Below are 20,192 nucleotides of genomic sequence, written 5' to 3' on the forward strand. Positions count from 1 at the left end.
AAGTCTCTCAAAGTCGAATGTCAGCGGTGCGAGACCCTAGCGACCAGACGGTCGCCGATCATCTGCAGAATTTGTACGAGCACCAGCAGCAGAACTACGGTCACCACCATGACGTCGGTCTGGAACCGCTGATAGCCGAACCGGATCGCCAGGTCGCCGAGCCCGCCGGCGCCGACAACGCCAGCCATGGCGGTGTAGCTGACGAGCGCGATGGCCGTGACCGTGGCCCCCGCGATGATCCCGGGCATGGCCTCGGGCAGCAGGGCGCGGGTGACGATCTGGAAGGTCGAACCGCCCATGGCCTGTGTCGCCTCGACCACGCCCTTGTCGACCTCGCGCAGCGCCGTCTCGACCAGACGCGCGTAGAAGGGCGCGGCTCCGACGACCAGGGGCGGAATGGCGCCCGCGACGCCCAGCGACGTCCCGACCAGAAGCACTGTCACCGGCAGCATGACGATCAGCAGGATGATGAAGGGCACCGACCTGAGGATATTGACCACCAGCGACAGCACCCCGTTCAGAACCGGATTGGCCGCCAGCCGCCCCTTGCCGGACAGGTAGAGCAGCACGCCCAGAGGGACCCCGAACACGACGGTCAGCACCATGGCCCCGCCCAGCATCAGCAGGGTGTCGCGCGTCGCCCGCAGGATCTCGGGCCCGTCGATGTTGACGAAGAACTCCATCACAACGCCTCCACCACGACGCCGCGTCCGGTTAGCTGGGCCACAGCGGCGTCCGCGTCACCCCCCGTGAACGCCACGACCATCTGGCCATAGGGCTCGCCCCGGATGCGGCTGATGCGGCCGGAAAGGATCGAATAGTCGACACCCGTCGTGCGCGCGACGCGGCTGAGTTCGGGCGCGTAGGTCGAACCGCCCCGGAAGGTCAGTCTGGCCAGCCGCCCGCCGGCGGGAACGACCGAGGCCTCGTAGGTCTCGCCGCCCTCGCCCTCGGCCAGCATGGCGCGGGTCACCGGCGACTGCGGATGCAGGAAGACATCGGCCGTCGCCCCCTCCTCCACCAGCCGCCCGTCCTTGAGTACGGCGACGCGGTCGCAGACGCGACGCACCACCTCCATCTGGTGGGTGATCAGGACGATGGTCAGGCCGAGGTCGCGGTTGAGCCCGTCGAGCAGGCCGAGGATCTCGTGGGTCGTCTCCGGGTCGAGCGCGCTGGTCGCCTCGTCGCACAGGAGGACGTCGGGTCCGCAGGCCAGGGCGCGGGCGATGCCGACGCGCTGCTTCTGGCCGCCGGACAGCTGGGCGGGATGTTTCTTCGCGTGCTCCGCCAGGCCGAGCTGGTCCAGCAACTCCGCGGTCCGCCGCTCGATCTCGGCCGCCGGACGGCCTTCGAGCTGAAGGGGAAAGGCGACGTTCTCGGCGATGGTTTTGGCGTTCAGCAGGTTGAAATGCTGGAAGATCATGCCGATCCGCCGGCGCGCGGCGCGCAGCTCGGCCGGCTTCATCGCCGTGATCTCCTGATCGCCGACGAAGACCTTGCCCGCGTCCGGGGTCTCCAGCCGATTGATGGTGCGGATCAGGGTCGACTTGCCGGCCCCGGAGCGTCCGACCACCCCGAACACCTGACCACTCGCGACAGACAGGTCGACGGCGTTCAGCGCCACGCGCTCGCCCGCAGCGCTGCGATAGCGCTTGGTCACGCCTTCAAGCCGGATCATGTCAGTCGGTCTCGAGCGCCGCAGCCGGGATGATGGTGACGCTCTCGCCGCAGCCGCAGGCGTCGGTCTGGTTCGGATTGCGGAACACGAATTTGGACGCCAGCCTCGTCGCCTCGTAGTCGATCTCGGACCCGATCAGGAACAGGATCGCCTTGGGCTCAACCAGAATCGTGACACCCTTGTCCTCGACTACCTCCTCGAGGGGGCTGATCTGATCGGCATAGGCGAAGGTGTATTCCTGACCCGCGCAGCCGCCGTTTTTCACGCCGACGCGCAGCCCGACATAGGCCTTCTCCGCATTGGCCATGATCTCGCGCACCCGCTCTGCGGCGGCGTCGGTCAGGGTCACGACCTTGGGGCGTGGGCGGCGGGGGCGTCCCCCGGTCAAGCCGGAGGATGACGATGTCTCGAAGTCGGTCATCGCGTCACCTCAGAACATGTTCAAGGCCAGCTTGGCCTCATCGCTCATCTTGGAGGAATCCCACGGCGGGTCGAACACCAGGTTGGCGCGCGCCGACTTGATGCCCTCGACCTTCATCACCGCGTCCTCGATCCAGCCGGGCATCTCCCCGGCCACCGGGCAGCCGGGCGCCGTCAGGGTCATGTCGATCAGCACGTCCTTGTCGTCCGAAAGATCGACCTTGTAGATCAGGCCCAGCTCATAGATGTCGACCGGGATTTCCGGGTCATAGACGGTCTTCAGCGCTGCGATCAGCGCATCGGTCAGCCGATCCAGTTCGGCCTGGGGCAGGGCGGCCGTCTGCGGTTCCGCCCAGGTCTCGGTGAAGGCGTCGCTGCTGCTGATCTGTCCGTCCATCTCGCTCACACAAAGAACTCCCGCGCCTTGATCAGCGCGTCCACGAAGGCATCTGCATCCTCTGTGGTGTTATATAGGGCGAAGCTGGCCCGCGCGCTCGAGGTGATGCCAAATCGCTTCGACAGCGGCTCGGCGCAATGCACCCCGGCCCGCACGGCGACGCCGTACCGGTCCAGGATCTGGGCCACGTCGTGGGCGTGCGCCCCTTCGACCGTGAAGGTCAGGATGGCGCCCTTGCCCGGCGCTTCGCCAATGATCCGCAGCCAGTCCAGGCCGGACAGCCGGGCGACGACATGGTCGTACAGCGCCTGTTCATGAGCTGCGATCGCCGCGCGGTCGAAGGTCATGAACCACTCCAGCGCGGCTCCCAGGCCGATGACCTCGAGGATCGGCGGGGTGCCCGCCTCGAACCGGTGCGGAATGCCGGCATAGGTCACCGCGTCCTCGGTGACGGTGGCGATCATCTCGCCTCCGCCCTGCCAGGGCGGCAGGGCCTCCAGAGCGGCGCGCTTGCCGTACAGCCCGCCGATACCGGTCGGGCCATACAGCTTGTGGCCGGTGAAAATGTAGAAGTCGCAGTCGAGCGCCTGGACGTCGGGACTGCAATGGACCGCGCCCTGGCAGCCATCGACCAGCACCAGAGCGCCCGCCGCATGGGCCAGGTCGGCGACAGCCTTCACGTCGTTCACCGTGCCCAGCACGTTGGACATATGGGTCACGGCGACCAGCTTCGTCCTCGGCCCGATCAGCGCCGCCAGACCCGCCAAGTCCAGCGAGCCGTCGTCCAGCACGGGGGCCCATTTCAGAACGATGCCCAGCCGGTCCCGCAGCATCGACCAGGACACGATGTTGGCGTGGTGCTCCATCTGGGTGGTGACGATCTCGTCGCCGGGCTTAAGGCTCTGCGCCAGCCCCGCCGCGACCAGGTTGAAGGCCTCGGTGCCGCCCTTGGTCCAGACGATCTGGTCGGGGCTCTCGGCGTTCAGGAACCGGGCGACCGTCTCGCGCGCCTGTTCGAAGGCTTCCGTCGTCTCGTTGGCCAGGGTGTGCAGACCGCGATGGACGTTGGAATAACTCCCCTCCATCGCCGCCGTCAGGGCGTCGATCACGGCCCGCGGCTTCTGCGCCGAGGCGGCCGAGTCCAGATAGACCAGCGGCCTGCCGTTCACCGTCCGCGACAGGATCGGGAACTGGGCCCGGGCGGCATGCACATCAAATCCTCCCCCATCGGGGGAGGTGGCGCGGCGCTCTTGCGCCGTGACGGAGGGGGCCAGCCCCACGCTCGGCGTCTGGGGACGAGCCCCCTCCACCACTTCGTGGTCCCCCTCCCCCGACGGGGCAGGATTGATCAAAGGCGTGCCGTCAGCCATGACCTCACCCCCTCTCTCGCGCCTTCGTGGGCGATGCGGTCGACGACCTCGAACAGGAAGGCCTGGGTCAGCAGGGCCCGGGCCTCGTCAGCCGGAATACCGCGCTGCTGCATGTAGAACAGGGCGCTTTCGTCCAGATTGCCGACCGTATTGCCGTGGGCGCACTGCACGTCGTCGGCGTAGATTTCGAGTTCCGGCTTGGCGTCGACCTCGGCCCGCTCGCCGAGGATCAGGGCATGGTGGCCCATGCGGGCGTCGGTCCCGTCCGCCCCGCGTTCGACCACGATCTTGCCCTGGAACACGCCCCGCGCCGTGTCGCGGACGACGCCCTTGGTCAGCTGGGAGGTGACGCCGTTCAGGCCGTTGTGACGCACCACGCTGGTCAGGTCGGTGTGGCGCGCGCCGGACAGGGCGTAGAGACCATCCAGTGTCACCGCCGTCGCCGCGCCGCCGTGGGCCAGATGGGTTTCCTGGCGCTGCAGCCTGGCGCCGCTGGCGATGGTCGTCTGGCGGTAGACCGAGCCTGGGGCCGTCTTCACATGGGCCACGGCGATCGAGATCGCGTCCGCCGGTTCATCGACCATAACGACCCGCGTGACCTCGGCCCCGGCTGGAACATCGAGCTCGATCCGATAGTTGGCGACATAACCTGCCCCGGCGCCTTCATGGCTTTCCAGCAGGGTCAGCCGCGCACCCGGCTTGACCGCGATCCGCACAGAGGCGCTGTGCCCTGTGCCGGTCGCGTCCGAGACGAACCGCAGCCGCAACGTCTGTTCGCCCGAGGCGACAAAGGCGTCGGCCCCGACCGCCCGGCCGTTGGCGAAGGCGATCTCCTCGCCGCCGAGCGCGACGAACGGTCCGCCCGATGCGATCTCGATGGCCGGCGACGGCGGCGGGGTCTCGCGCAGCACGCGGTGCAGGTCGGTGTATTTCCACGCCTCGACCCGCCGCGACGGGAAGGTCGAGGGATCGCGCAGATCGACCAGACTCATGTCCTTCTCCCCTTGCGGGAGAAGGTGGCAGCCGAAGGCTGACGGATGAGGGGTCGCACGCACCCATCCGGTTGGTTTGCAGGACACTCACTGGCGACGCCGGCGTGACCCCTCATCCGACCCGCTACGCGGGCCACCTTCTCCCGCAAGGGGAGAAGGATCATCAAGCGGCCACCGGCAGGTATTTGTCGTACCCTTCCGCCTCCAGCTGATGCGCCAGTTCCGGGCCGCCCGAGGCGACGATGCGACCGGCGGCCAGTACGTGGACCCGGTCGGGTTTGATATAGTCGAGCAGCCGCTGATAGTGGGTGATGACCAGCATGGCGCGATCGGGCGAGCGCAGCGCGTTCACCCCCTCCGACACGATCCGCAGGGCGTCGATGTCGAGGCCGGAATCGGTCTCGTCGAGGATCAGCAGCGATGGTTCCAGCAGGGCCATCTGCAGGATCTCCATCCGCTTCTTCTCGCCGCCGGAGAAGCCGACATTCAGCGGACGCTTCAGCATGTCGAAGTCCATCTTCAGCGCCTTGGACGCTTCACGGACCTGCTTCAGGAAGGCGGGCGCCGACACCTCCTCCTCGCCGCGCGCGCGCTTCTGGGCGTTCAGCGCCGTGCGCACGAAGGTCAGGGCCGGGACGCCGGGAATCTCGATCGGATACTGGAACGACAGGAAGACGCCCTTGGCCGCCCGCGCCGCCGGGTCGAGGTCGAGCAGACTCTCGCCCCGCCACTCGACCGACCCCTCGATGGCCTCGTAACCCGGCCGTCCCGACAAGGCGTAGCCGAGCGTCGACTTGCCCGCCCCGTTCGGGCCCATAATGGCGTGCACCTCGCCCGCCGGAACGTCGAGCGTCAGCCCCTTGAGGATCGGCTTGTCGCCGATAGAGACGTGGAGGTTATTGATCTTGAGCATTGTTTTTCTTTGTCTTACCCGACGGAGCCTTCGAGGCTGATCGCCACCAGCTTCTGCGCCTCGACGGCGAACTCCATCGGCAGTTTCTGCATCACGTCGCGGACGAAGCCGTTGACCAGAAGGGCCACGGCCTCTTCCTGCGACAGGCCGCGCTGCTGGGCATAGAACAGCTGGTCGTCGGACAGGCGGGTCGTCGTCGCCTCGTGCTCCAGCTGGGCCGAGCCGTTGCGGGCCTCGATATAGGGCACGGTGTGGGAGCCGCAGTCGCCGCCGATGAGCAGGCTGTCGCACTGTGTGAAGTTGCGCACCCCCGTGGCCTTGGGATGCACCGACACCAGCCCGCGATAGGTCGAGTCCGACTTCCCCGCCGAGACCGCCTTGGCGATGATCCGCGACTTCGAATTCTTGCCCAGATGGATCATCTTGGTGCCGGTGTCGGCCTGCTGATGTCCGTTGGTGATGGCGATCGAATAGAACTCGCCCGAGCTCTCCTCGCCGCGCAGGACGCAGGACGGGTATTTCCAGGTCACGGCCGACCCGGTCTCGACCTGGGTCCAGCTGACCTTCGACCGGTCGCCCCGGCAGTCGGCGCGCTTGGTGACGAAATTGTAGATCCCGCCCCGCCCTTCCGCGTCGCCGGGGTACCAGTTCTGCACCGTCGAATATTTGATCTCGGCGTCGTCCAGGGCGACCAGTTCGACGACGGCCGCATGCAGCTGGTTCTCGTCGCGCATCGGGGCGGTGCAGCCCTCCAGATACGAACAGTAGCTGCCCTTGTCGGCGATGATCAGGGTCCGTTCGAACTGGCCCGTCTGGCTCGCATTGATGCGGAAATAGGTCGACAGCTCCATCGGGCATTTCACGCCCGGCGGGATGTAGACGAACGATCCGTCGGAGAAGACCGCCGAATTCAGGGCCGCGAAATAGTTGTCCGAGACCGGCACGACCGATCCCAGATATTGCCGCACCAGTTCAGGATGTTCGCGCAACGCCTCGGAAATGGGCATGAAAATTACCCCAACCTTGGCCAGCTCGGCTTTGAAGGTGGTGACCACGCTGACGCTGTCGAATACGGCATCCACGGCGTATCGCGGAGCCCCCTCGACGCCGGCCAGCACCTCCTGCTCCTTCAGCGGAATGCCCAGCTTCTTGTAGATCTCGAGGATTTCCGGATCGACCTCGTCCAGCGACTTCGGCCCGTCCTTCTTCTTGGGGGCGGCGTAGTAGAACAGCGACTGGTAATCGACCGGCGTATATTTCACCGACGACCAGGTCGGCTCCTCCATCGCCAGCCAGCGCTCATAGGCGGCCAGGCGCCACTCCAGCATCCACTCCGGCTCGCCCTTCTTCTCGCTGATGAAGCGGACGATGTCGGCGTTCAGCCCGCGCGGGGCGAACTCGGTTTCGATGTCCGAGGTGAAGCCGTGCTCGTACTTCTCCAGCGCGGCGACGGCATCGATGGTTTCCTGAACGGCGGCCATGATCTTACGCGGTTTCCTTCACGCGGGCGGACTGACGCGCGCGATGTGTCTCGTATGCCTTGGCCCACGCCGTAGCGAAGCGTGACCAATCGTCTTGCGTGGTGCCCCAGCCGCCGGAGACGCGCACGCCTCCGGTCGCCAGATCCATCCGGCCCATGGCGACGATGGCACGGCTGGGCTTGGTCTTGCCCGACGAACAGGCGCTCCCGGCCGAGACCATGACACCGTCCAGATCGAGCACGATCAGTTGCTGCGGGCTGTCCCAGCCGGCGACCGACAGGAACAGGGTGTTGGGCAGACGCGGCGCCCCCTTGCCCAGGATGGTCGCGCCGGCCGCCTCGACGGCCGCCTCGGCCGCATCGCGCCACGGACGATGCGCCTCGGCCATGGGCAGGTCGCGCGCGGCGCAATCGGCTGCGACGCCGAAGCCCGCGATGCCCGGCACGTTCTCGGTCCCGGCGCGCAGGCCGCGCTCCTGACCGGCGCCGTGCAGGATGCGAACCGCCGAGGATCCCTCGCCCAGCACCAGAGCGCCCACGCCCTGCGGCCCGCCCAGCTTGTGCGCGGACAGGGTCAGGCTGTCGGCGCCCAGGGCGCGCATGTCGACCGGGATCTTGCCTGCCGACTGGATGGCGTCGACGTGCAGCCAGCCCTTGGCCGCCCGCACCAGACGCGCCGCCTCGGCGATCGGCTGGATGACGCCGCTCTCGTTGTTCGCATGATGGATCGCCACCACGGCCCGGCCGCCGGTCTGGTTCAGCAGTTGGCCCAGCTTGACCAGATCGATGACGCCGCGCTCATCGACGGACAGCGGCTTGACCGACTTGCCCGACGCCATGGCCGCCTCGACCACGCAGGGATGTTCGGTGGTGCAGACGATCAGACGCTCGCACCCGGCCGCCAGCGCGCTCTGCAGCGCCTGGGCGTTCGCCTCGGTGCCGCCGGAGGTGAAGATGACGGCCGTGGGATCAGCCCCGACCAGTTCGGCGACCCTGGCCCGCGCCGTCTCGACCCGCGCCCGCGCCCGCCGACCGGCCGCATGGACCGCCGACGGATTGCCGTTGTCGGCCAGGGCCTCGGTCATGATGTCCAGCACCTCGGGCCGCACGAGGGCCGAAGCATTGTAGTCCAGATAGACGCCGCTCATGCCGGTACTCCCACGCTCGCAGGGCGACGGCTGGTGCGGTTCAGGATCACGTCTTCCAGAGAAACACTGGCCAGATAGAGATGGATCTCGTCGCCCAGGTCCTCCCACAGATTGTGGGTGATGCAGCGTTCGCCGCCCAGCATGCAGCCGCGCGGCGTGCCGTGGGCCGCGCAACGCACCGCCCGGAGCGGCTCATCGACCGCCAGGACGATTTCGGACACCACGGTTTCGCCGGCCGTCTTGGCCAGACGATAGCCGCCGCCCGGACCGCGCACGCTGAGCACCAGCCCGCTTTTTCTAAGTCGGGCGAACAGCTGTTCAAGATAACTCAATGAAATCTCTTGACGGGTCGCGATTTCGGCCAGGGACACGGCGCGGCCCGCGCCGGCTTCTGACCGGCCGTGCCGGGCCAGATCAGCCATCGCCATCACGGCGTATCGTCCCTTGGTCGACAGTCGCATCGCCCATCCTCAAAAATCGCGCGCTTTTCAGAGGTCCTGTGCTATGACCCGCCGCTTCGCGAGGCGGCCGAACGCAGACGGGACTTAGAAAGTCCTACCCCTGTAGTCAAGTATTCGGCGGGCCCGAAATGACAGTTGATCGGATTCCAGAGCCCCATGCCTGAAGTCATCCTGCCCGGCGCCTCCGGTCGCATCGAGGGCCGCTATTCCCCCGGCAAGCGCGCCAACGCGCCCATCGCCCTGATCCTGCATCCGCACCCCAAGGCGGGCGGGCACATGAACAACCCGGTGACGGTCACCCTGTACCAGTTGTTCCAGAAGCGCGGCTTCGCGACCCTGCGCTACAATTCGCGCGGCGTCGGCAAGTCGCAGGGCGAGTTCGACAGCGGCATCGGCGAACTGGCCGATGCGGCCACGGCGCTCGACTGGCTGCAGTCCAACAACCCCGCCGCCACCCAGACCTGGGTCGCCGGCTATCAGTTCGGCGCCTACATCGGCATGCAGCTGCTGATGCGCCGGCCCGAGACGGACGGCTTCATCTCGGTCTCGCCGCCGTCGAACATGTACGACTTCTCCTTCCTGGCCCCCTGCCCGGCCTCCGGCCTGTTCCTGCACGGGACGGCCGACACCATCGTCCCGCCGGTGGAGGTCGAGCGCGTGGTCAACAAGCTGCGCACCCAGAAGGGCATCATCATCGACTACGAACTCGAAGAAGGCGCGAGCCACTTCTGGCAGGACCATATCCCCGCCGTCGATCGCCGCGTGGGCCTGTACCTGGACAAGCGGCTGGAAGAAAAACCGGCCTGATATCGTCTGACGGCCGCTTCTTCGCGGCTGCGCTTGCCCCTATGGTTCAGCCCGGGATTCGGGGAGCTGACATGATCCGCAACTTCACCGTGGGCGTGCTTGCGTTGGCTGGCGTCTGGCTCGCGCCCGCATCCGCCTCGGCCCAGACGAACGATCTGCGTCCCTTCTGCGCCGACAGGCCGGGCAAGGGCGCGGCCAGCTGCGTGCTGAATCAGGGCCATGTGCAGATCGAGGTGGGCGCCTTCGATGGCGCGCGCCAGAGGGATGACGTGGCCGAGATCGACAGCTGGTCGGCCGGCTCCATCACCGCCCGCTTCGGCGTCGGCCCGGCCACGGAATTCCAGATCGGCGTCACGGCCTTCGAGCGCGAGACCACGACCGACCGCGTCACGGGCGTCGAGGACGTCGCCGAGGGCACGGGCGACCTGTTCCTGGCCGTCCGCCAAGGGCTGATCCGGCCGGATGGCGAGGGTTTCTCGGTCGCACTGATGGGATACGCCACCCTGCCGACCGGCGGCGACTAGGTCCGCGCCAGCGGCATCGAGGCCGGCGTCGTCGTCCCCGTCTCGATCGACCTGGGCAATGAGTGGGGCCTCGGCCTGTCGCCCTACCTCGACATCGTCCGCGACGAAGACGGCGAAGGATCGCACGCCGCATATTCGTTCGCGGTCGACGTGGATCGCGATCTCGGCGACTGGATCCTTGGGGCCGAGGTCTGGGTCAGCCGCGACGACGATCCTCTCGTCGAAACGACCCAGGCCAGCGCCGACCTCATCGCCATCTGGACTCCTGCCTTCCTGCCCGACAGCCAGGTCGACTTCGGCCTCAACTTCGGCCTGAACGACGACAGCCCGGACGTGGAGTTCGGCGTGGGCGTGGCGCGGCGGTTCTAGGTCAGTAGATCAGGAACGGCCTGCGCGTCTCGATCCAGGCCGCCTCATCCGGCTCCGCGATCGCATCCAGATCGGCCGCCGTCGCGTTCATATCGTCGACCCATTCCCGCAGGCCCGGCCCGCCGTTGATCACATCGATCGGCAGTTTTCCGAAGGCGTACTCATAGGGGAAGTCCCGCCACAGGTCGTAGTCGGGATACAGGCGCCGGATCGCCTTGAAGCCCAGGGCCTCGACCCGCCACGGCCGGAAGGCGGCGTGATCGTAGTGCGGACCCTCGACATGGATCTGGACGCCCGAACACAGCCGGCCGACGTGTTTGTGGAAGGTCGGCTCGAACCACATATCGCGCAGGGCACAGCCCTTCACCCATTCGGGCGCGAAGGCCTTCATCTCGGCGATCACGGCGCGGGCGTCGATGTCGGGCGCCCCGAACAGCTCCAGAGGCCGGGTCGTGCCCCGCCCTTCCGACAGGGTCGCGCCCTCGACCATCACTGTCCCCGGATAGGCGCGGGCCATCGACAGGTTCGGCGCATTGGGGCTGGGGTTGATCCAGGCGCGTTCACCGAGCGGCCAGCCGAAGCCTGGCCCCGCCTCGGGGTCGTAGCCCTGCATCTCGATGACGCGATAGGCGACCTTCAGCCTGAAGTGGTCGATGAACCAGTGGCCCAGTTCGCCCAGGGTCATGCCGTGCCGCATCGGCATCGGCCCGGCGCCGACGAAGCTCTCCCAGCCCGAGACCAGGGTCGTGCCCTCGACCGGCCGCCCGGCAGGGTTCGGCCGGTCCAGAACCCAGACCTCCTTGCCGTGCTCGGCCGCGGCCTCCAGCACATAAAGCAGGGTCGTGATGAAGGTATAGATGCGGCAGCCCAGGTCCTGCAGGTCGATCAGGACCACGTCGAACGTACTCATCATCTGGCCGGTCGGGCGGCGCACCTCGCCGTACAGGCTGAAGACGGGGAAGCCGTGGACCGGATCGGTCTCGTCCGGGCTCTCCATCATATTGTCCTGCAGGTCGCCCTTCATCCCGTGCTGGGGCCCGAAGGCGGCGCTGATCCGCACGCCCGAGGCGATCAGGGCGTCGACCGAATGGGTCAGGTCCGCCGTCACCGAGGCCGGATGCGCCACCAGCGCCACCCGCCGCCCCTTCAGCGCAGCCTGCAGTTCGGGCTCGGAGAGCAGGCGGTCGATGCCGAATTTCATGGCAGGTCCAGAACGAAGGAATCGGGATGGTGGAAGTCAGGCTTATCGGACGGATGGGCCAGCGCCCAATATGTCTTTGCCCCGTCGATGGTCTCGATCACCACTGACAGGGCCAGCTTGCGCGCCTCGACCGGCAGCTCGATCCGACCTTCCAGGGCGACATAGTCCCGACCGCTGTCCAGACCCTCGACGACGCAGACCTCGTCGGCCGGCCTCATGCCCTCGCGATAGCCGTCGAACCGGTAGCTGGCCCACTGGCCCGACGGAGACAGGTTGAACTCGCGATAGCCGTCGGCGGTCGTCACGAAGGCCTCGAAACAGGTGTGTTTCCACAGCTCGTCGGCCCGCCCGACCGGCGCCTCGCCGGGCCAGGCGATGAAATCCGGATTGTCGTCAATGATGAACCTCAACCACAGCAGGCCGCCCTCGCGCTCGAACTCGACCGAGATCGTTTCGGGATAGCCGACCATGGCGTCGGGAAAAGGGATCAGCGTGGCGCGCATCCTGAACCGATAGCGGCTGGTTGACGCCGGTCAACGCCGGGCGCTACGAACGGCCCATGTTCGCGCCCCGCGCCCTCCCCGGCTTCTATTACCGCCCGCTGATCTAGCGAGCGGCCGCGAACCCACGCGCCGCATTTAGCCGGCGCGACACCCGAGACAGAGCGCCGGCCTCCCTGCTAACGGAGCCGACCATGACCGACCCGATTTTCCAGTCCGACTTCCTGCAGACGCTCCAGGCCCGCGGATACATCCATCAGATCACCCATCCGGCCGAGCTGGATGCGGCGGCCAGGGCCGGCATCGTCGCCGGCTACATCGGCTTCGACGCCACGGCGCCCAGCCTGCATGTCGGCAGCCTGATCCAGATCATGATGCTGCGTCGGCTCCAGCAGGCGGGCGGCAGGCCCGTCGTCATCATGGGCGGTGGCACCACCAAGGTCGGCGACCCGACCGGCAAGGACGCTTCACGCCCCCAGCTGACCGACGCGACCATCCAGTCGAACATCGCCTCCATCAAGACGGTGTTCGAGAAATTCCTGACCTTCGGCGACGGTCCGACCGACGCGATCCTGATCGACAACGACGCGTGGCTGTCGAAATACGGCTACGTAGAGTTCCTGCGCGACTACGGCACCCATTTCACGGTCAACCGGATGCTGGCCTTCGACTCGGTCAAGCTGCGGCTCGAGCGCGAGCAGCCGATGACTTTCCTCGAGTTCAACTACATGCTGATGCAGTCGGTGGACTTCCTCGAGCTGAACCGCCGCCAGAACGTGACCCTGCAGATGGGCGGCTCGGACCAGTGGGGCAACATCGTCTCAGGCGTCGATCTGGTGCGTCGTGTCGATCAGAAGGCCGCCTTCGGCCTGACCACGCCGCTGCTGACGACGGCGTCCGGCGGCAAGATGGGCAAGACGGCCCTGGGCGCCATCTGGCTCAATGCCGAACAGCTGAGCGCCTACGACTACTGGCAGTTCTGGCGCAACGCCGAGGACGGCGACGTCGGCCGCTTCATGCGCCTGTTCACCGACCTGTCGCTGGATGAGATCGCCCGCTTTGAGGCTCTGGAAGGCGCCGCGATCAACGACGCCAAGAAGGCGTTGGCCGACGCGGCCACCACGATGCTGCACGGGGCGGAGGCGGCGGCCTCGGCCCGCGCGGCGGCGGAAGGCGCGTTCGAGCAGGGCGTCACGAGCGCTGACTTGCCGGTAGTCGACTTGCCAAAGGACGAATGGGAGCAGGCGCGCTCAACTCGCGCCCTCGTTAAGGCCGCCGGGTTCGCTCGGTCGTTGGGCGAGGCAGGCCGCCACATGGCCGGCAACGCGATCCGCATCAATGACGAACTTGTCGTCGAAGATCGAATGCACAGCTACGATGAACTCCTGCCCGGTCACGGAGCCTTCAAGGTCCAGTTCGGGAAGAAAAAGATCGTCCTGGTTCGCCCCGTCTAACCCCATTCCCGTGCATCCCCGCGAAGGCGGGACCCAGTGCTTTCGTGAGGCACGCGTGCGCGGGAACGATTGCGGTGGCGAACAGGAAAGGGCCGGAGCGCCCACAGAACTGTGTCCCCGCCTTCGCGGAGATGATCGGAGTGTTGAAGTGACCGTTGAAGAAGGCTCGAAAGCCCCCGCGTTCGACATCCCCGCCGACGGCGGCGGCCGCGCGACCCTGTCCGGCCCCACGGTCGTATTCTTCTATCCGAAGGCCGATACGCCCGGCTGCACCAACGAGGCCATAGACTTCTCCGCCCACATCGACGCCTTCACGGCGGCCGGCGTCCAGGTCATCGGCATTTCGCGCGACCCGGTGAAGAAGCTCGACCGGTTCAAGGCCAAACACGATCTCAAGGTCATCCTCGGATCCGACGAGGCCGAGGCCGTCACCGAGGCCTATGGCGTCTGGGTCGAGAAGACCCTCTACGGCCGCCAGTATATGGGCATCGAGCGGGCGACCTTCCTGATCGACGGCGCGGGCACGGTCCGCAAGGTCTGGCGCAAGGTCTCGGTGAAAGGCCACGCCGAGGCGGTTCTCGCCGTCGCGAAAGAGGTTTGATCCGAGGCCGGACGGATCGGTGAAGTCTAGACGGCGCCCGCGACAGTCAATCGGAATACGCCCAGCACGCGAATCTTCGCCTGAATAGATTCGTTTTGATCGCTCGGGACGAGCAACGTGGTTAACATTGCGTGAACGGTATTGCCCACAGGCAACACTTCGCGGATAAAGCCTCCAGTACGTGGGGGCGTGTTCAAATGAATGAAGAACAAGGAATGGTCAGACGCTCTTTGATCGAGCGTTGGTTTCCTGAGCGCCATGTTTATCTGCGCTCGAACGGCGACACGCGCGGTTACGTCCTGACAAGCGGCCGCCAGATGATGATGGCCGGCGTAGCCTGCGCCGCCGCCGCCTGGACCCTGGTCGCCTCGGGCGGCTTCGTCTTCGACATGATCGCCCGCAGCCAGGCGGACACCCAGGTGGTTCGCGCCCGCGCGGCGTCCGAACGCCTGAACGCCGACCTTCAGGCCCGGCTCGAGACGGCCGTCGTCCGCATGTCCGCCACCACGGGCGGCCTGGACGAGATGGCCCGGATGGTCGAGCGCCGCCACGCGGCCCTGACCAACGTCATGGGCATGTTCCACGGCGTCGACGGCGCCGAGGCCGCCCTGGCCCCCGCCCCGGCCCTCAGCGCCACCGAAGCCCGTCCGGTCCAGCGTATCGTCGCGGTCCGCATGGACCAGGAGCGGCTGATCGAACGGGCCGGCGACTTCGCCCAGACCCGCGCCGAACGCCTGCGCCTCGCCTTCCGCCTCGCGGGCCTGAACCCCGCCGCCTATGGCGCAGCCTCCGGGTCAGCCCTCGGTGGACCTCTGGTCGAGGCTAGCGATCCCAAGGCTCTGGCCACCATCCTCGACGTGGACGAGCCCTTCGCCGTCAGAATCCGCCGCGCCGCCGACAATCTGTCGGAGATGCGCAACCTGTCCGACGCCGCCGAACACCTGCCGTTCGACCGCCCGACCCAGGCCCGCACCACCTCGGGTTTCGGCGTCCGTTTCGATCCCTTCAACGGCCGCCCGGCGGTTCATCAGGGCCAGGATTTCGCCGCCCCCCTGAACACGCCGATCTTCGCCACCGCTCCCGGAATCGTGTCTTTCGCCGGCGTTCGTTCAGGGTATGGCAACACCGTTGAGATAGACCATGGTCGCGGTTTCAAGACCCGCTTCGCCCATTTGAACGCCATGGCCGTCCAGCCCGGCCAGCGCATTGCGCTGGGCCAGCGGATCGGCGCCATGGGCACGACAGGACGCTCCACCGGCGTTCACCTGCACTATGAAGTGTGGATGGACGGCCGCCCCCAGAACCCCGCCCGCTTCTTCCGAGCAGGAGACCAGATTGTTCAATAAGACCAAATCCCCCGCCCCCGCCACGCCGGACCGTTCCTCCAACGCGCCGCCGATCCCGCCGCTGCCCGACCTGCCGTCGCCCGGCATGGGCCGCATCCCCGTCGCGGCTCCGGCCCCCTCGCCCATCGCCTCCTCGCGCGGCCTGTCGACCCTGTCGTCGGACCTGCAGTTCGAAGGCAATATCTCGGGCGGCGGCGATCTCCAGGTCGACGGATCGATCAAGGGCGACGTCCGCGTCGGCCGTCTGATCGTCGGCGAGACCGGCGCCGTCGAGGGCAATGTCACCGCCGACTATCTTGAAGTTCGCGGCCGCATCGTCGGCGCGGTCAACGGCAAGCAGGTCAAGCTGGTCTCGACCGCCTATGTCGACGGCGACATCACCGCCGAACAGCTGTCGATCGACATCGGCGCCTATTTCCAGGGTCGCGTGCTTCAGAGCCGCCGCGATGCGCCTGCTCAGGTCGCCCCGGCTCCGCGTCCGGCGGCCCAGGCTCCGGCCGCCGCCGACTTCGAAGCGCCCGCCGCACCGGTCGAGGACAAGCCGCAGATCATCGACCTCAAGACGGTCTGATCCATTGATCCCTCTCCCCTTGCGGGAGAGGGAGATCGCGCACGGCGGCGATCGCCGTCGTCCTTGCGCGGTCGGGTGAGGGGTCACGCCAGCGACTGAAGCCTGCATCAACTGGGACGATCGGTGAGGTCAGCGTGACCCTCATCCGACCTCGCTTCGCTCGGCCGCCTTCTCCCGCAAGGGGAGAAGGGCTCCCTTAATCCACCGTTGATCCGCGGGTCTCGCCGACCCGCTGCGCCAGGGCTGCGCCCATGAAGGCGTCCAGGTCGCCGTCCAGCACGCCCTGGGTGTCCGAGGTCTCGACCTCGGTCCGCAGATCCTTGACCATCTGATAGGGCTGCAGGACGTAGCTTCGGATCTGGTGACCCCAGCCGATGTCGGTCTTGGCGTCCGCCATGGCCTGGGCCGCGGCCTCGCGCCTCTGAAGCTCCAGCTCATACAGACGCCCGCGCAGCATCTTCCACGCCTGTTCGCGGTTCTGGTGCTGCGATCGCCCGGCCTGACAGGCCACGACGGTGTTGGTCGGGATGTGGGTCAGACGGACGGCGGAATCGGTCTTGTTGATGTGCTGACCGCCCGAGCCGGAGGCGCGATAGGTATCCGTGCGTACGTCGGACGGATTGATGTCGATCTCGATCGTGTCGTCCACCACCGGCGAGACCCCGATCGAGGCAAAGGAGGTGTGCCGCTTGGCCGCCGCGTCATACGGACTGATCCGAACCAGACGGTGCACGCCCGACTCCGACTTCAGCCAGCCATAGGCGTTGGGACCCGTGACGAGGATCGTCGCCGACTTGATGCCCGCCTGATCGCCGTCTTCCGACGCCTCCATCTCGACCTCGTAGCCGTGCGCCCTGGCCCAGCGCGAATACATGCGCAGCAGCATCCCCGCCCAGTCGCAGCTCTCCGTGCCGCCGGCGCCGGCGTTCACTTCCAGATAGGCGTCATTGCCATCGGCCTCGCCCGACAGCAGGGCTTCCAGCTCGGCCCGCGCCGCGCGGTCCTTGATGGCCTTCAGCTGGGCGCGCGCCTCCTCCAGCGTCGCCTCGTCACCTTCCTCATCGGCCATTTCGGACAGCATGACGCCGTCCTCGAGCTCGCGCTCCATGGCCTTGACGGTGTTGATCTGGGCTTCGAGCTTCGAGCGCTCGCGGCTCACGGCCTGGGCCTCGTCGGGCTTGTCCCAAAGGGTCGGGTCCTCGACCCGGGCGTTCAGCTCATCGAGCTTTCGGTTGGCGACATCCCAGTCAAAGACGCCTCCTGAGCAGAGCGACGCTCTGCTCGATGTCGGCCTTCATGGCCTCGACATCCGGTCTCATATGCAAATCCTTACGGTTCGAAGGCGCGGAGATAGGGGGGATCGAAGGCAGTAGGCAATAGGCAGCAGGCAGTAGAGGAGGTTTTCTTCCCGCCGGCGACGCTCGCCCTTCCTGCTGCCGAGGGCCTGACCCCTGCTGCCCCGCGTCCTAGAACAGCCCGTCCAGATCCTCGGCCGGCTCCTGCTTCGGCGCAGGCGGCGCGGTCGGCGGGGGCGCGGACGGTCCGGGCGTGATGCCGGCGGCCGCCTCCTGCTCGCGACGGATGACTTCGTTGTAGTTCTGCGGCCCCTCCGGCACGGCGGGGCCCCTATCGCGACGCTCTTCCTCTCGGCGACGCTCGGTGCCGGGGCGGAAGGCCTCCTCGATGCCGTTGATGTTGCGGAAGACGGCGCCGCGCGGACGGACGAAGGGCCGCGCCGGCCGCTCTTTCAACGCGTCTTCCATGAAGTCGATGAAGATCGGCACGGCGGCGGAGGCGCCGGCTTCCCCGGATCCCAGCGACCGGTTGTCGTCGAAGCCGATATAGACCCCGACCACGATGTCGGTGGTGAAGCCGACGAACCAGGCCGAGCGGTATTCGTTGGTCGTGCCGGTCTTGCCGCCAACCCAGCGGCCCAGTCCGCGCGCGCTGGCGGCGGTGCCCCGCTGCACAACACCTTCCAGCATCGAGCTGATCTGGTAGGCGGTGATCGGATCGATCACCTGCGTGCCGCGCTGATCAAGATACGGCGAGGCCTGGCCCGAGAAGGCGCGGCCGCAGTCGCGGCAGCGGCGCTGGTCGGCGCGATAGATGGTCTCCCCGTCCCGGTCCTGGACGTATTCGATCAGATAGGGATCGACGCGCCGCCCGCCGTTGACGAAGGCGGCATAGGCGGCGGTGAGGTGATAGGCCGTGACCTCCCCTGCCCCCAGCGACACCGACAGATTGGGCTGCAGATTGTCGGCCACGCCCATGCGGGCCGCGAGGTCGACGACCCTGTCCATGCCGATGGTGTTGGCCAGGCGCACGGTCATGACGTTGCGCGACAGCTCGAGGCCGCGCCGCAGGGTTGAGGGACCGTAGTAGCGACGGCTGTAGTTCTCGGGCGTCCAGCGTTGACCGTTCGCCCCGCCGGCGAAGCTGATCGGCCCGTCGACCACGATCGAGGCCGGGGTGAAGTCGCCCTCCAGGGCGGCGGCATAGACGAAGGGCTTGAACGAAGACCCCGGCTGACGCTGGGCCTGGGTCGCACGGTTGAAGCTCGACAGGGCGTAGGAATAGCCGCCGACCATGGCCAGGACCCGTCCCGACTGCGGCTCGATGGCGACCATGGCGCCGTTCACGGCCGGGACCTGCTTCAGGGCGAACTGGCCGTTGCGCGGCTCGACGAAAATCAGGTCGCCGCGCTTGAGCGGCCGGTTGGCGTTGGCCCAGGCGGCATCCGAGACGATCAGGCTGCCGGTCGTGTCATCACGGGCGGTGCGGATCTGGACCGTGTTGCCCGAGACGCTCTCGACGGCGGCGGCGCGCCACTCGCGGCGTTCCGGCGGAGCGGTCTGGCGCAGGGCCACGGCCTGCCAGCCCGGCGCGAAGTCGGTCGTGCCCCAGGCCCCGCGCCAGCCATGGCGGCGGTCGTAGTTCTCGAGCCCGCGCATCAGGGCGTCGCGCGCCGCCGTCTGCAGCGAAGGATCCAGGGTGGTGCGCATGTAGAAACCGCCGGCGTTCAGCTGGTCGCCGAACTCCGGATTGGCGGCGGCCTGACGACGCGCTTCTTCCACGAAGAAGTCGGCGTCCTGGTATTCGGCGCGGCGCGGGGCGGCGCGGGTCGTCAGCGGACGCGCGATCGCCTCGGCATACTGCGCCTGGGTGATGAACCGGTTCTGCGCCATCTCGCCCAGAACCCAGTCGCGACGGCCCTTGGCCGCCTCGGGGTGCCGCTTCGGATGATAGTTGTTGGGGCCCTTGGGCAGGGCCGCCAGAAAGGCCGCCTCGTCCGGCGTCAACTGGGCCAGCGACTTGCCGAAATAGTTGTAGGCGGCCGAGGCCACGCCGTAGGACCGGTAACCCAGGAAGATCTCGTTCAGATACAGCTCGAGAATCTGCTCCTTGGACAGCGTCGCCTCCAGGCGGCTGGACAGGATGGCTTCCTTCAGCTTGCGGCCGATGGTCGATTCATTGGTCAGCAAGACGTTCTTGGCGACCTGCTGGGTGATGGTCGAACCGCCCTCCAGCCGCCGTCCGGTGGCGGCATTGAAGACGTTCTTGAGCATGGCCCGGCCCAGGCCCGACACGTCGATGCCGCCGTGCTGGAAGAAGTTGCGGTCCTCGGCGGCCAGGAAGGCCTGCACGACCGGCGTCGGAATCTGTTCGTAAGGCACATAGATGCGGCGCTCGTCCGAGAACTCGCCGATCAGGGTTCCGTCGCCGGCATAGACCCGCGTCGCGGTCGCCGGCCGATAGTCGGCCAGCTCGGATGCATCGGGCAGGTCATGGAACAGCCAGGCGGCGTAGACCGCCACGATCAGCCCTGCGAGCGCGATCGCGCCCAAAAGGCCGATGCCCGCAATCACGAACCACCGTTCGGCAACCTTCACCAAGACTTCTCCGACTACGCCCTTGGCCCGATGTAACCTGCGCCGGGTCCGGCGGGAAGGCCGGAAT

General features: G+C 67.2%; 21 protein-coding genes. 7 read left to right on the top strand and 14 right to left on the bottom strand.

Going from position 1 to position 20,192, the window contains the following annotated elements; genetic code table 11:
• Window positions 1–20: 20 nt before the first annotated feature.
• From ACP7A5_RS06480 to ACP7A5_RS06525, 10 genes are all read right to left on the bottom strand, one after another.
• Window positions 21–683 (bottom strand): methionine ABC transporter permease, encoded by a 663-nt coding sequence (locus tag ACP7A5_RS06480; RefSeq protein WP_426041145.1) that lies wholly within the window; start codon window positions 681–683, stop codon window positions 21–23.
• Window positions 683–1,678 (bottom strand): methionine ABC transporter ATP-binding protein, encoded by a 996-nt coding sequence (locus ACP7A5_RS06485; RefSeq protein WP_426041146.1) that lies wholly within the window; start codon window positions 1,676–1,678, stop codon window positions 683–685. Before ACP7A5_RS06485 ends, ACP7A5_RS06480 begins: the two co-directional genes overlap by 1 nt.
• Window position 1,679: 1 nt before the next feature.
• Window positions 1,680–2,099 (bottom strand): HesB/IscA family protein, encoded by a 420-nt coding sequence (locus tag ACP7A5_RS06490; protein WP_426041147.1) that lies wholly within the window; start codon window positions 2,097–2,099, stop codon window positions 1,680–1,682.
• A gap of 9 nt (window positions 2,100–2,108) precedes the next feature.
• Window positions 2,109–2,495, bottom strand: coding sequence for an SUF system Fe-S cluster assembly protein (locus ACP7A5_RS06495; RefSeq protein ID WP_426041253.1), 387 nt, complete (start codon window positions 2,493–2,495; stop codon window positions 2,109–2,111).
• Window positions 2,496–2,500: 5 nt separating this feature from the next.
• A complete protein-coding gene (locus ACP7A5_RS06500) occupies window positions 2,501–3,865 on the bottom strand; it encodes an aminotransferase class V-fold PLP-dependent enzyme (RefSeq protein WP_426041148.1) in 1,365 nt (454 codons plus the stop codon).
• Window positions 3,844–4,857 carry a Fe-S cluster assembly protein SufD gene (sufD, locus tag ACP7A5_RS06505; RefSeq protein WP_426041149.1) on the bottom strand — a complete coding sequence of 338 codons (1,014 nt, stop codon included), beginning with the start codon at window positions 4,855–4,857 and terminating at the stop codon, window positions 3,844–3,846. Before sufD ends, ACP7A5_RS06500 begins: the two co-directional genes overlap by 22 nt.
• A gap of 163 nt (window positions 4,858–5,020) precedes the next feature.
• Window positions 5,021–5,770, bottom strand: a complete 750-nt coding sequence (gene sufC, locus ACP7A5_RS06510; RefSeq protein ID WP_426041150.1) for a Fe-S cluster assembly ATPase SufC — start codon at window positions 5,768–5,770, stop codon at window positions 5,021–5,023.
• Between the two features lie 14 nt (window positions 5,771–5,784).
• Window positions 5,785–7,251 (bottom strand): Fe-S cluster assembly protein SufB, encoded by a 1,467-nt coding sequence (gene sufB, locus ACP7A5_RS06515; RefSeq protein ID WP_426041151.1) that lies wholly within the window; start codon window positions 7,249–7,251, stop codon window positions 5,785–5,787.
• A gap of 4 nt (window positions 7,252–7,255) precedes the next feature.
• Complete coding sequence (locus ACP7A5_RS06520) at window positions 7,256–8,398, bottom strand: cysteine desulfurase family protein (protein ID WP_426041152.1); 1,143 nt, start codon at window positions 8,396–8,398, stop codon at window positions 7,256–7,258.
• On the bottom strand, window positions 8,395–8,859 hold the full coding sequence (locus ACP7A5_RS06525; RefSeq protein WP_426041153.1) for an Rrf2 family transcriptional regulator: 465 nt from the start codon (window positions 8,857–8,859) through the stop codon (window positions 8,395–8,397). The genes ACP7A5_RS06520 and ACP7A5_RS06525 overlap by 4 nt, the downstream gene beginning before the upstream one ends.
• A 156-nt stretch (window positions 8,860–9,015) precedes the next feature.
• Here ACP7A5_RS06525 and ACP7A5_RS06530 point away from each other — a divergent pair, with 156 nt between their 5' ends.
• From ACP7A5_RS06530 to ACP7A5_RS06540, 3 genes are all read left to right on the top strand, one after another.
• The gene (locus tag ACP7A5_RS06530) at window positions 9,016–9,666 is read left to right on the top strand and encodes an alpha/beta hydrolase (RefSeq protein WP_303695578.1); all 651 of its coding nucleotides are present in this window, start codon (window positions 9,016–9,018) and stop codon (window positions 9,664–9,666) included.
• Between the two features lie 71 nt (window positions 9,667–9,737).
• Window positions 9,738–10,190, top strand: a complete 453-nt coding sequence (locus tag ACP7A5_RS06535) for a transporter (RefSeq protein WP_426041154.1) — start codon at window positions 9,738–9,740, stop codon at window positions 10,188–10,190.
• A gap of 150 nt (window positions 10,191–10,340) precedes the next feature.
• On the top strand, window positions 10,341–10,559 hold the full coding sequence (locus tag ACP7A5_RS06540) for a hypothetical protein (RefSeq protein ID WP_426041155.1): 219 nt from the start codon (window positions 10,341–10,343) through the stop codon (window positions 10,557–10,559).
• 1 nt (window position 10,560) lies between these two features.
• Here ACP7A5_RS06540 and ACP7A5_RS06545 read toward each other — a convergent pair whose 3' ends face one another.
• A complete protein-coding gene (locus ACP7A5_RS06545; RefSeq protein WP_426041156.1) occupies window positions 10,561–11,760 on the bottom strand; it encodes an exo-beta-N-acetylmuramidase NamZ family protein in 1,200 nt (399 codons plus the stop codon).
• Window positions 11,757–12,263 carry a DOMON-like domain-containing protein gene (locus ACP7A5_RS06550; protein WP_426041157.1) on the bottom strand — a complete coding sequence of 169 codons (507 nt, stop codon included), beginning with the start codon at window positions 12,261–12,263 and terminating at the stop codon, window positions 11,757–11,759. The genes ACP7A5_RS06545 and ACP7A5_RS06550 overlap by 4 nt, the downstream gene beginning before the upstream one ends.
• A 191-nt stretch (window positions 12,264–12,454) precedes the next feature.
• On the opposite strand from ACP7A5_RS06550, the gene tyrS reads away from it, so the two are divergent.
• The 4 genes from tyrS to ACP7A5_RS06570 all read left to right on the top strand — a co-directional run bounded on the left by tyrS (window position 12,455) and on the right by ACP7A5_RS06570 (window position 16,232).
• A complete protein-coding gene (tyrS, locus tag ACP7A5_RS06555; RefSeq protein ID WP_426041158.1) occupies window positions 12,455–13,714 on the top strand; it encodes a tyrosine--tRNA ligase in 1,260 nt (419 codons plus the stop codon).
• A 148-nt stretch (window positions 13,715–13,862) separates the two neighbouring features.
• The gene (locus tag ACP7A5_RS06560; protein WP_426041159.1) at window positions 13,863–14,315 is read left to right on the top strand and encodes a peroxiredoxin; all 453 of its coding nucleotides are present in this window, start codon (window positions 13,863–13,865) and stop codon (window positions 14,313–14,315) included.
• Between the two features lie 215 nt (window positions 14,316–14,530).
• Window positions 14,531–15,661, top strand: a complete 1,131-nt coding sequence (locus ACP7A5_RS06565; RefSeq protein WP_426041160.1) for a peptidoglycan DD-metalloendopeptidase family protein — start codon at window positions 14,531–14,533, stop codon at window positions 15,659–15,661.
• On the top strand, window positions 15,651–16,232 hold the full coding sequence (locus tag ACP7A5_RS06570) for a bactofilin family protein (RefSeq protein WP_426041161.1): 582 nt from the start codon (window positions 15,651–15,653) through the stop codon (window positions 16,230–16,232). Before ACP7A5_RS06565 ends, ACP7A5_RS06570 begins: the two co-directional genes overlap by 11 nt.
• A gap of 196 nt (window positions 16,233–16,428) precedes the next feature.
• Here ACP7A5_RS06570 and prfB read toward each other — a convergent pair.
• Window positions 16,429–17,551 (bottom strand): peptide chain release factor 2 gene (gene prfB / locus ACP7A5_RS06575; protein WP_426035421.1). Its coding sequence is split into 2 segments (ribosomal slippage): window positions 16,429–17,481 and window positions 17,483–17,551, totalling 1,122 coding nucleotides; the frame shifts between segments, so codons are not numbered across the junction.
• Between the two features lie 147 nt (window positions 17,552–17,698).
• Complete coding sequence (locus ACP7A5_RS06580) at window positions 17,699–20,125, bottom strand: penicillin-binding protein 1A (RefSeq protein ID WP_426041162.1); 2,427 nt, start codon at window positions 20,123–20,125, stop codon at window positions 17,699–17,701.
• Window positions 20,126–20,192: the final 67 nt, after the last annotated feature.

The sequence above is a fragment of the Brevundimonas sp. TWP2-3-4b1 genome, from assembly GCF_049897665.1.
GTDB lineage: Bacteria > Pseudomonadota > Alphaproteobacteria > Caulobacterales > Caulobacteraceae > Brevundimonas > Brevundimonas subvibrioides_B.

What these genes read in the sequence shown, in the direction of transcription:
- ACP7A5_RS06480 (WP_426041145.1), bottom strand. Translation starts at nt 683, where the DNA reads ATGGAGTTCTTCGTCAACATCGACGGGCCCGAGATCCTGCGGGCGACG.
- ACP7A5_RS06485 (WP_426041146.1), bottom strand. Translation starts at nt 1,678, where the DNA reads ATGATCCGGCTTGAAGGCGTGACCAAGCGCTATCGCAGCGCTGCGGGC.
- ACP7A5_RS06490 (WP_426041147.1), bottom strand. Translation starts at nt 2,099, where the DNA reads ATGACCGACTTCGAGACATCGTCATCCTCCGGCTTGACCGGGGGACGC.
- ACP7A5_RS06495 (WP_426041253.1), bottom strand. Translation starts at nt 2,495, where the DNA reads ATGGACGGACAGATCAGCAGCAGCGACGCCTTCACCGAGACCTGGGCG.
- ACP7A5_RS06500 (WP_426041148.1), bottom strand. Translation starts at nt 3,865, where the DNA reads ATGGCTGACGGCACGCCTTTGATCAATCCTGCCCCGTCGGGGGAGGGG.
- sufD (WP_426041149.1), bottom strand. Translation starts at nt 4,857, where the DNA reads ATGAGTCTGGTCGATCTGCGCGATCCCTCGACCTTCCCGTCGCGGCGG.
- sufC (WP_426041150.1), bottom strand. Translation starts at nt 5,770, where the DNA reads ATGCTCAAGATCAATAACCTCCACGTCTCTATCGGCGACAAGCCGATC.
- sufB (WP_426041151.1), bottom strand. Translation starts at nt 7,251, where the DNA reads ATGGCCGCCGTTCAGGAAACCATCGATGCCGTCGCCGCGCTGGAGAAG.
- ACP7A5_RS06520 (WP_426041152.1), bottom strand. Translation starts at nt 8,398, where the DNA reads ATGAGCGGCGTCTATCTGGACTACAATGCTTCGGCCCTCGTGCGGCCC.
- ACP7A5_RS06525 (WP_426041153.1), bottom strand. Translation starts at nt 8,859, where the DNA reads ATGCGACTGTCGACCAAGGGACGATACGCCGTGATGGCGATGGCTGAT.
- ACP7A5_RS06530 (WP_303695578.1), top strand. Translation starts at nt 9,016, where the DNA reads ATGCCTGAAGTCATCCTGCCCGGCGCCTCCGGTCGCATCGAGGGCCGC.
- ACP7A5_RS06535 (WP_426041154.1), top strand. Translation starts at nt 9,738, where the DNA reads ATGATCCGCAACTTCACCGTGGGCGTGCTTGCGTTGGCTGGCGTCTGG.
- ACP7A5_RS06545 (WP_426041156.1), bottom strand. Translation starts at nt 11,760, where the DNA reads ATGAAATTCGGCATCGACCGCCTGCTCTCCGAGCCCGAACTGCAGGCT.
- ACP7A5_RS06550 (WP_426041157.1), bottom strand. Translation starts at nt 12,263, where the DNA reads ATGCGCGCCACGCTGATCCCTTTTCCCGACGCCATGGTCGGCTATCCC.
- tyrS (WP_426041158.1), top strand. Translation starts at nt 12,455, where the DNA reads ATGACCGACCCGATTTTCCAGTCCGACTTCCTGCAGACGCTCCAGGCC.
- ACP7A5_RS06565 (WP_426041160.1), top strand. Translation starts at nt 14,531, where the DNA reads ATGGTCAGACGCTCTTTGATCGAGCGTTGGTTTCCTGAGCGCCATGTT.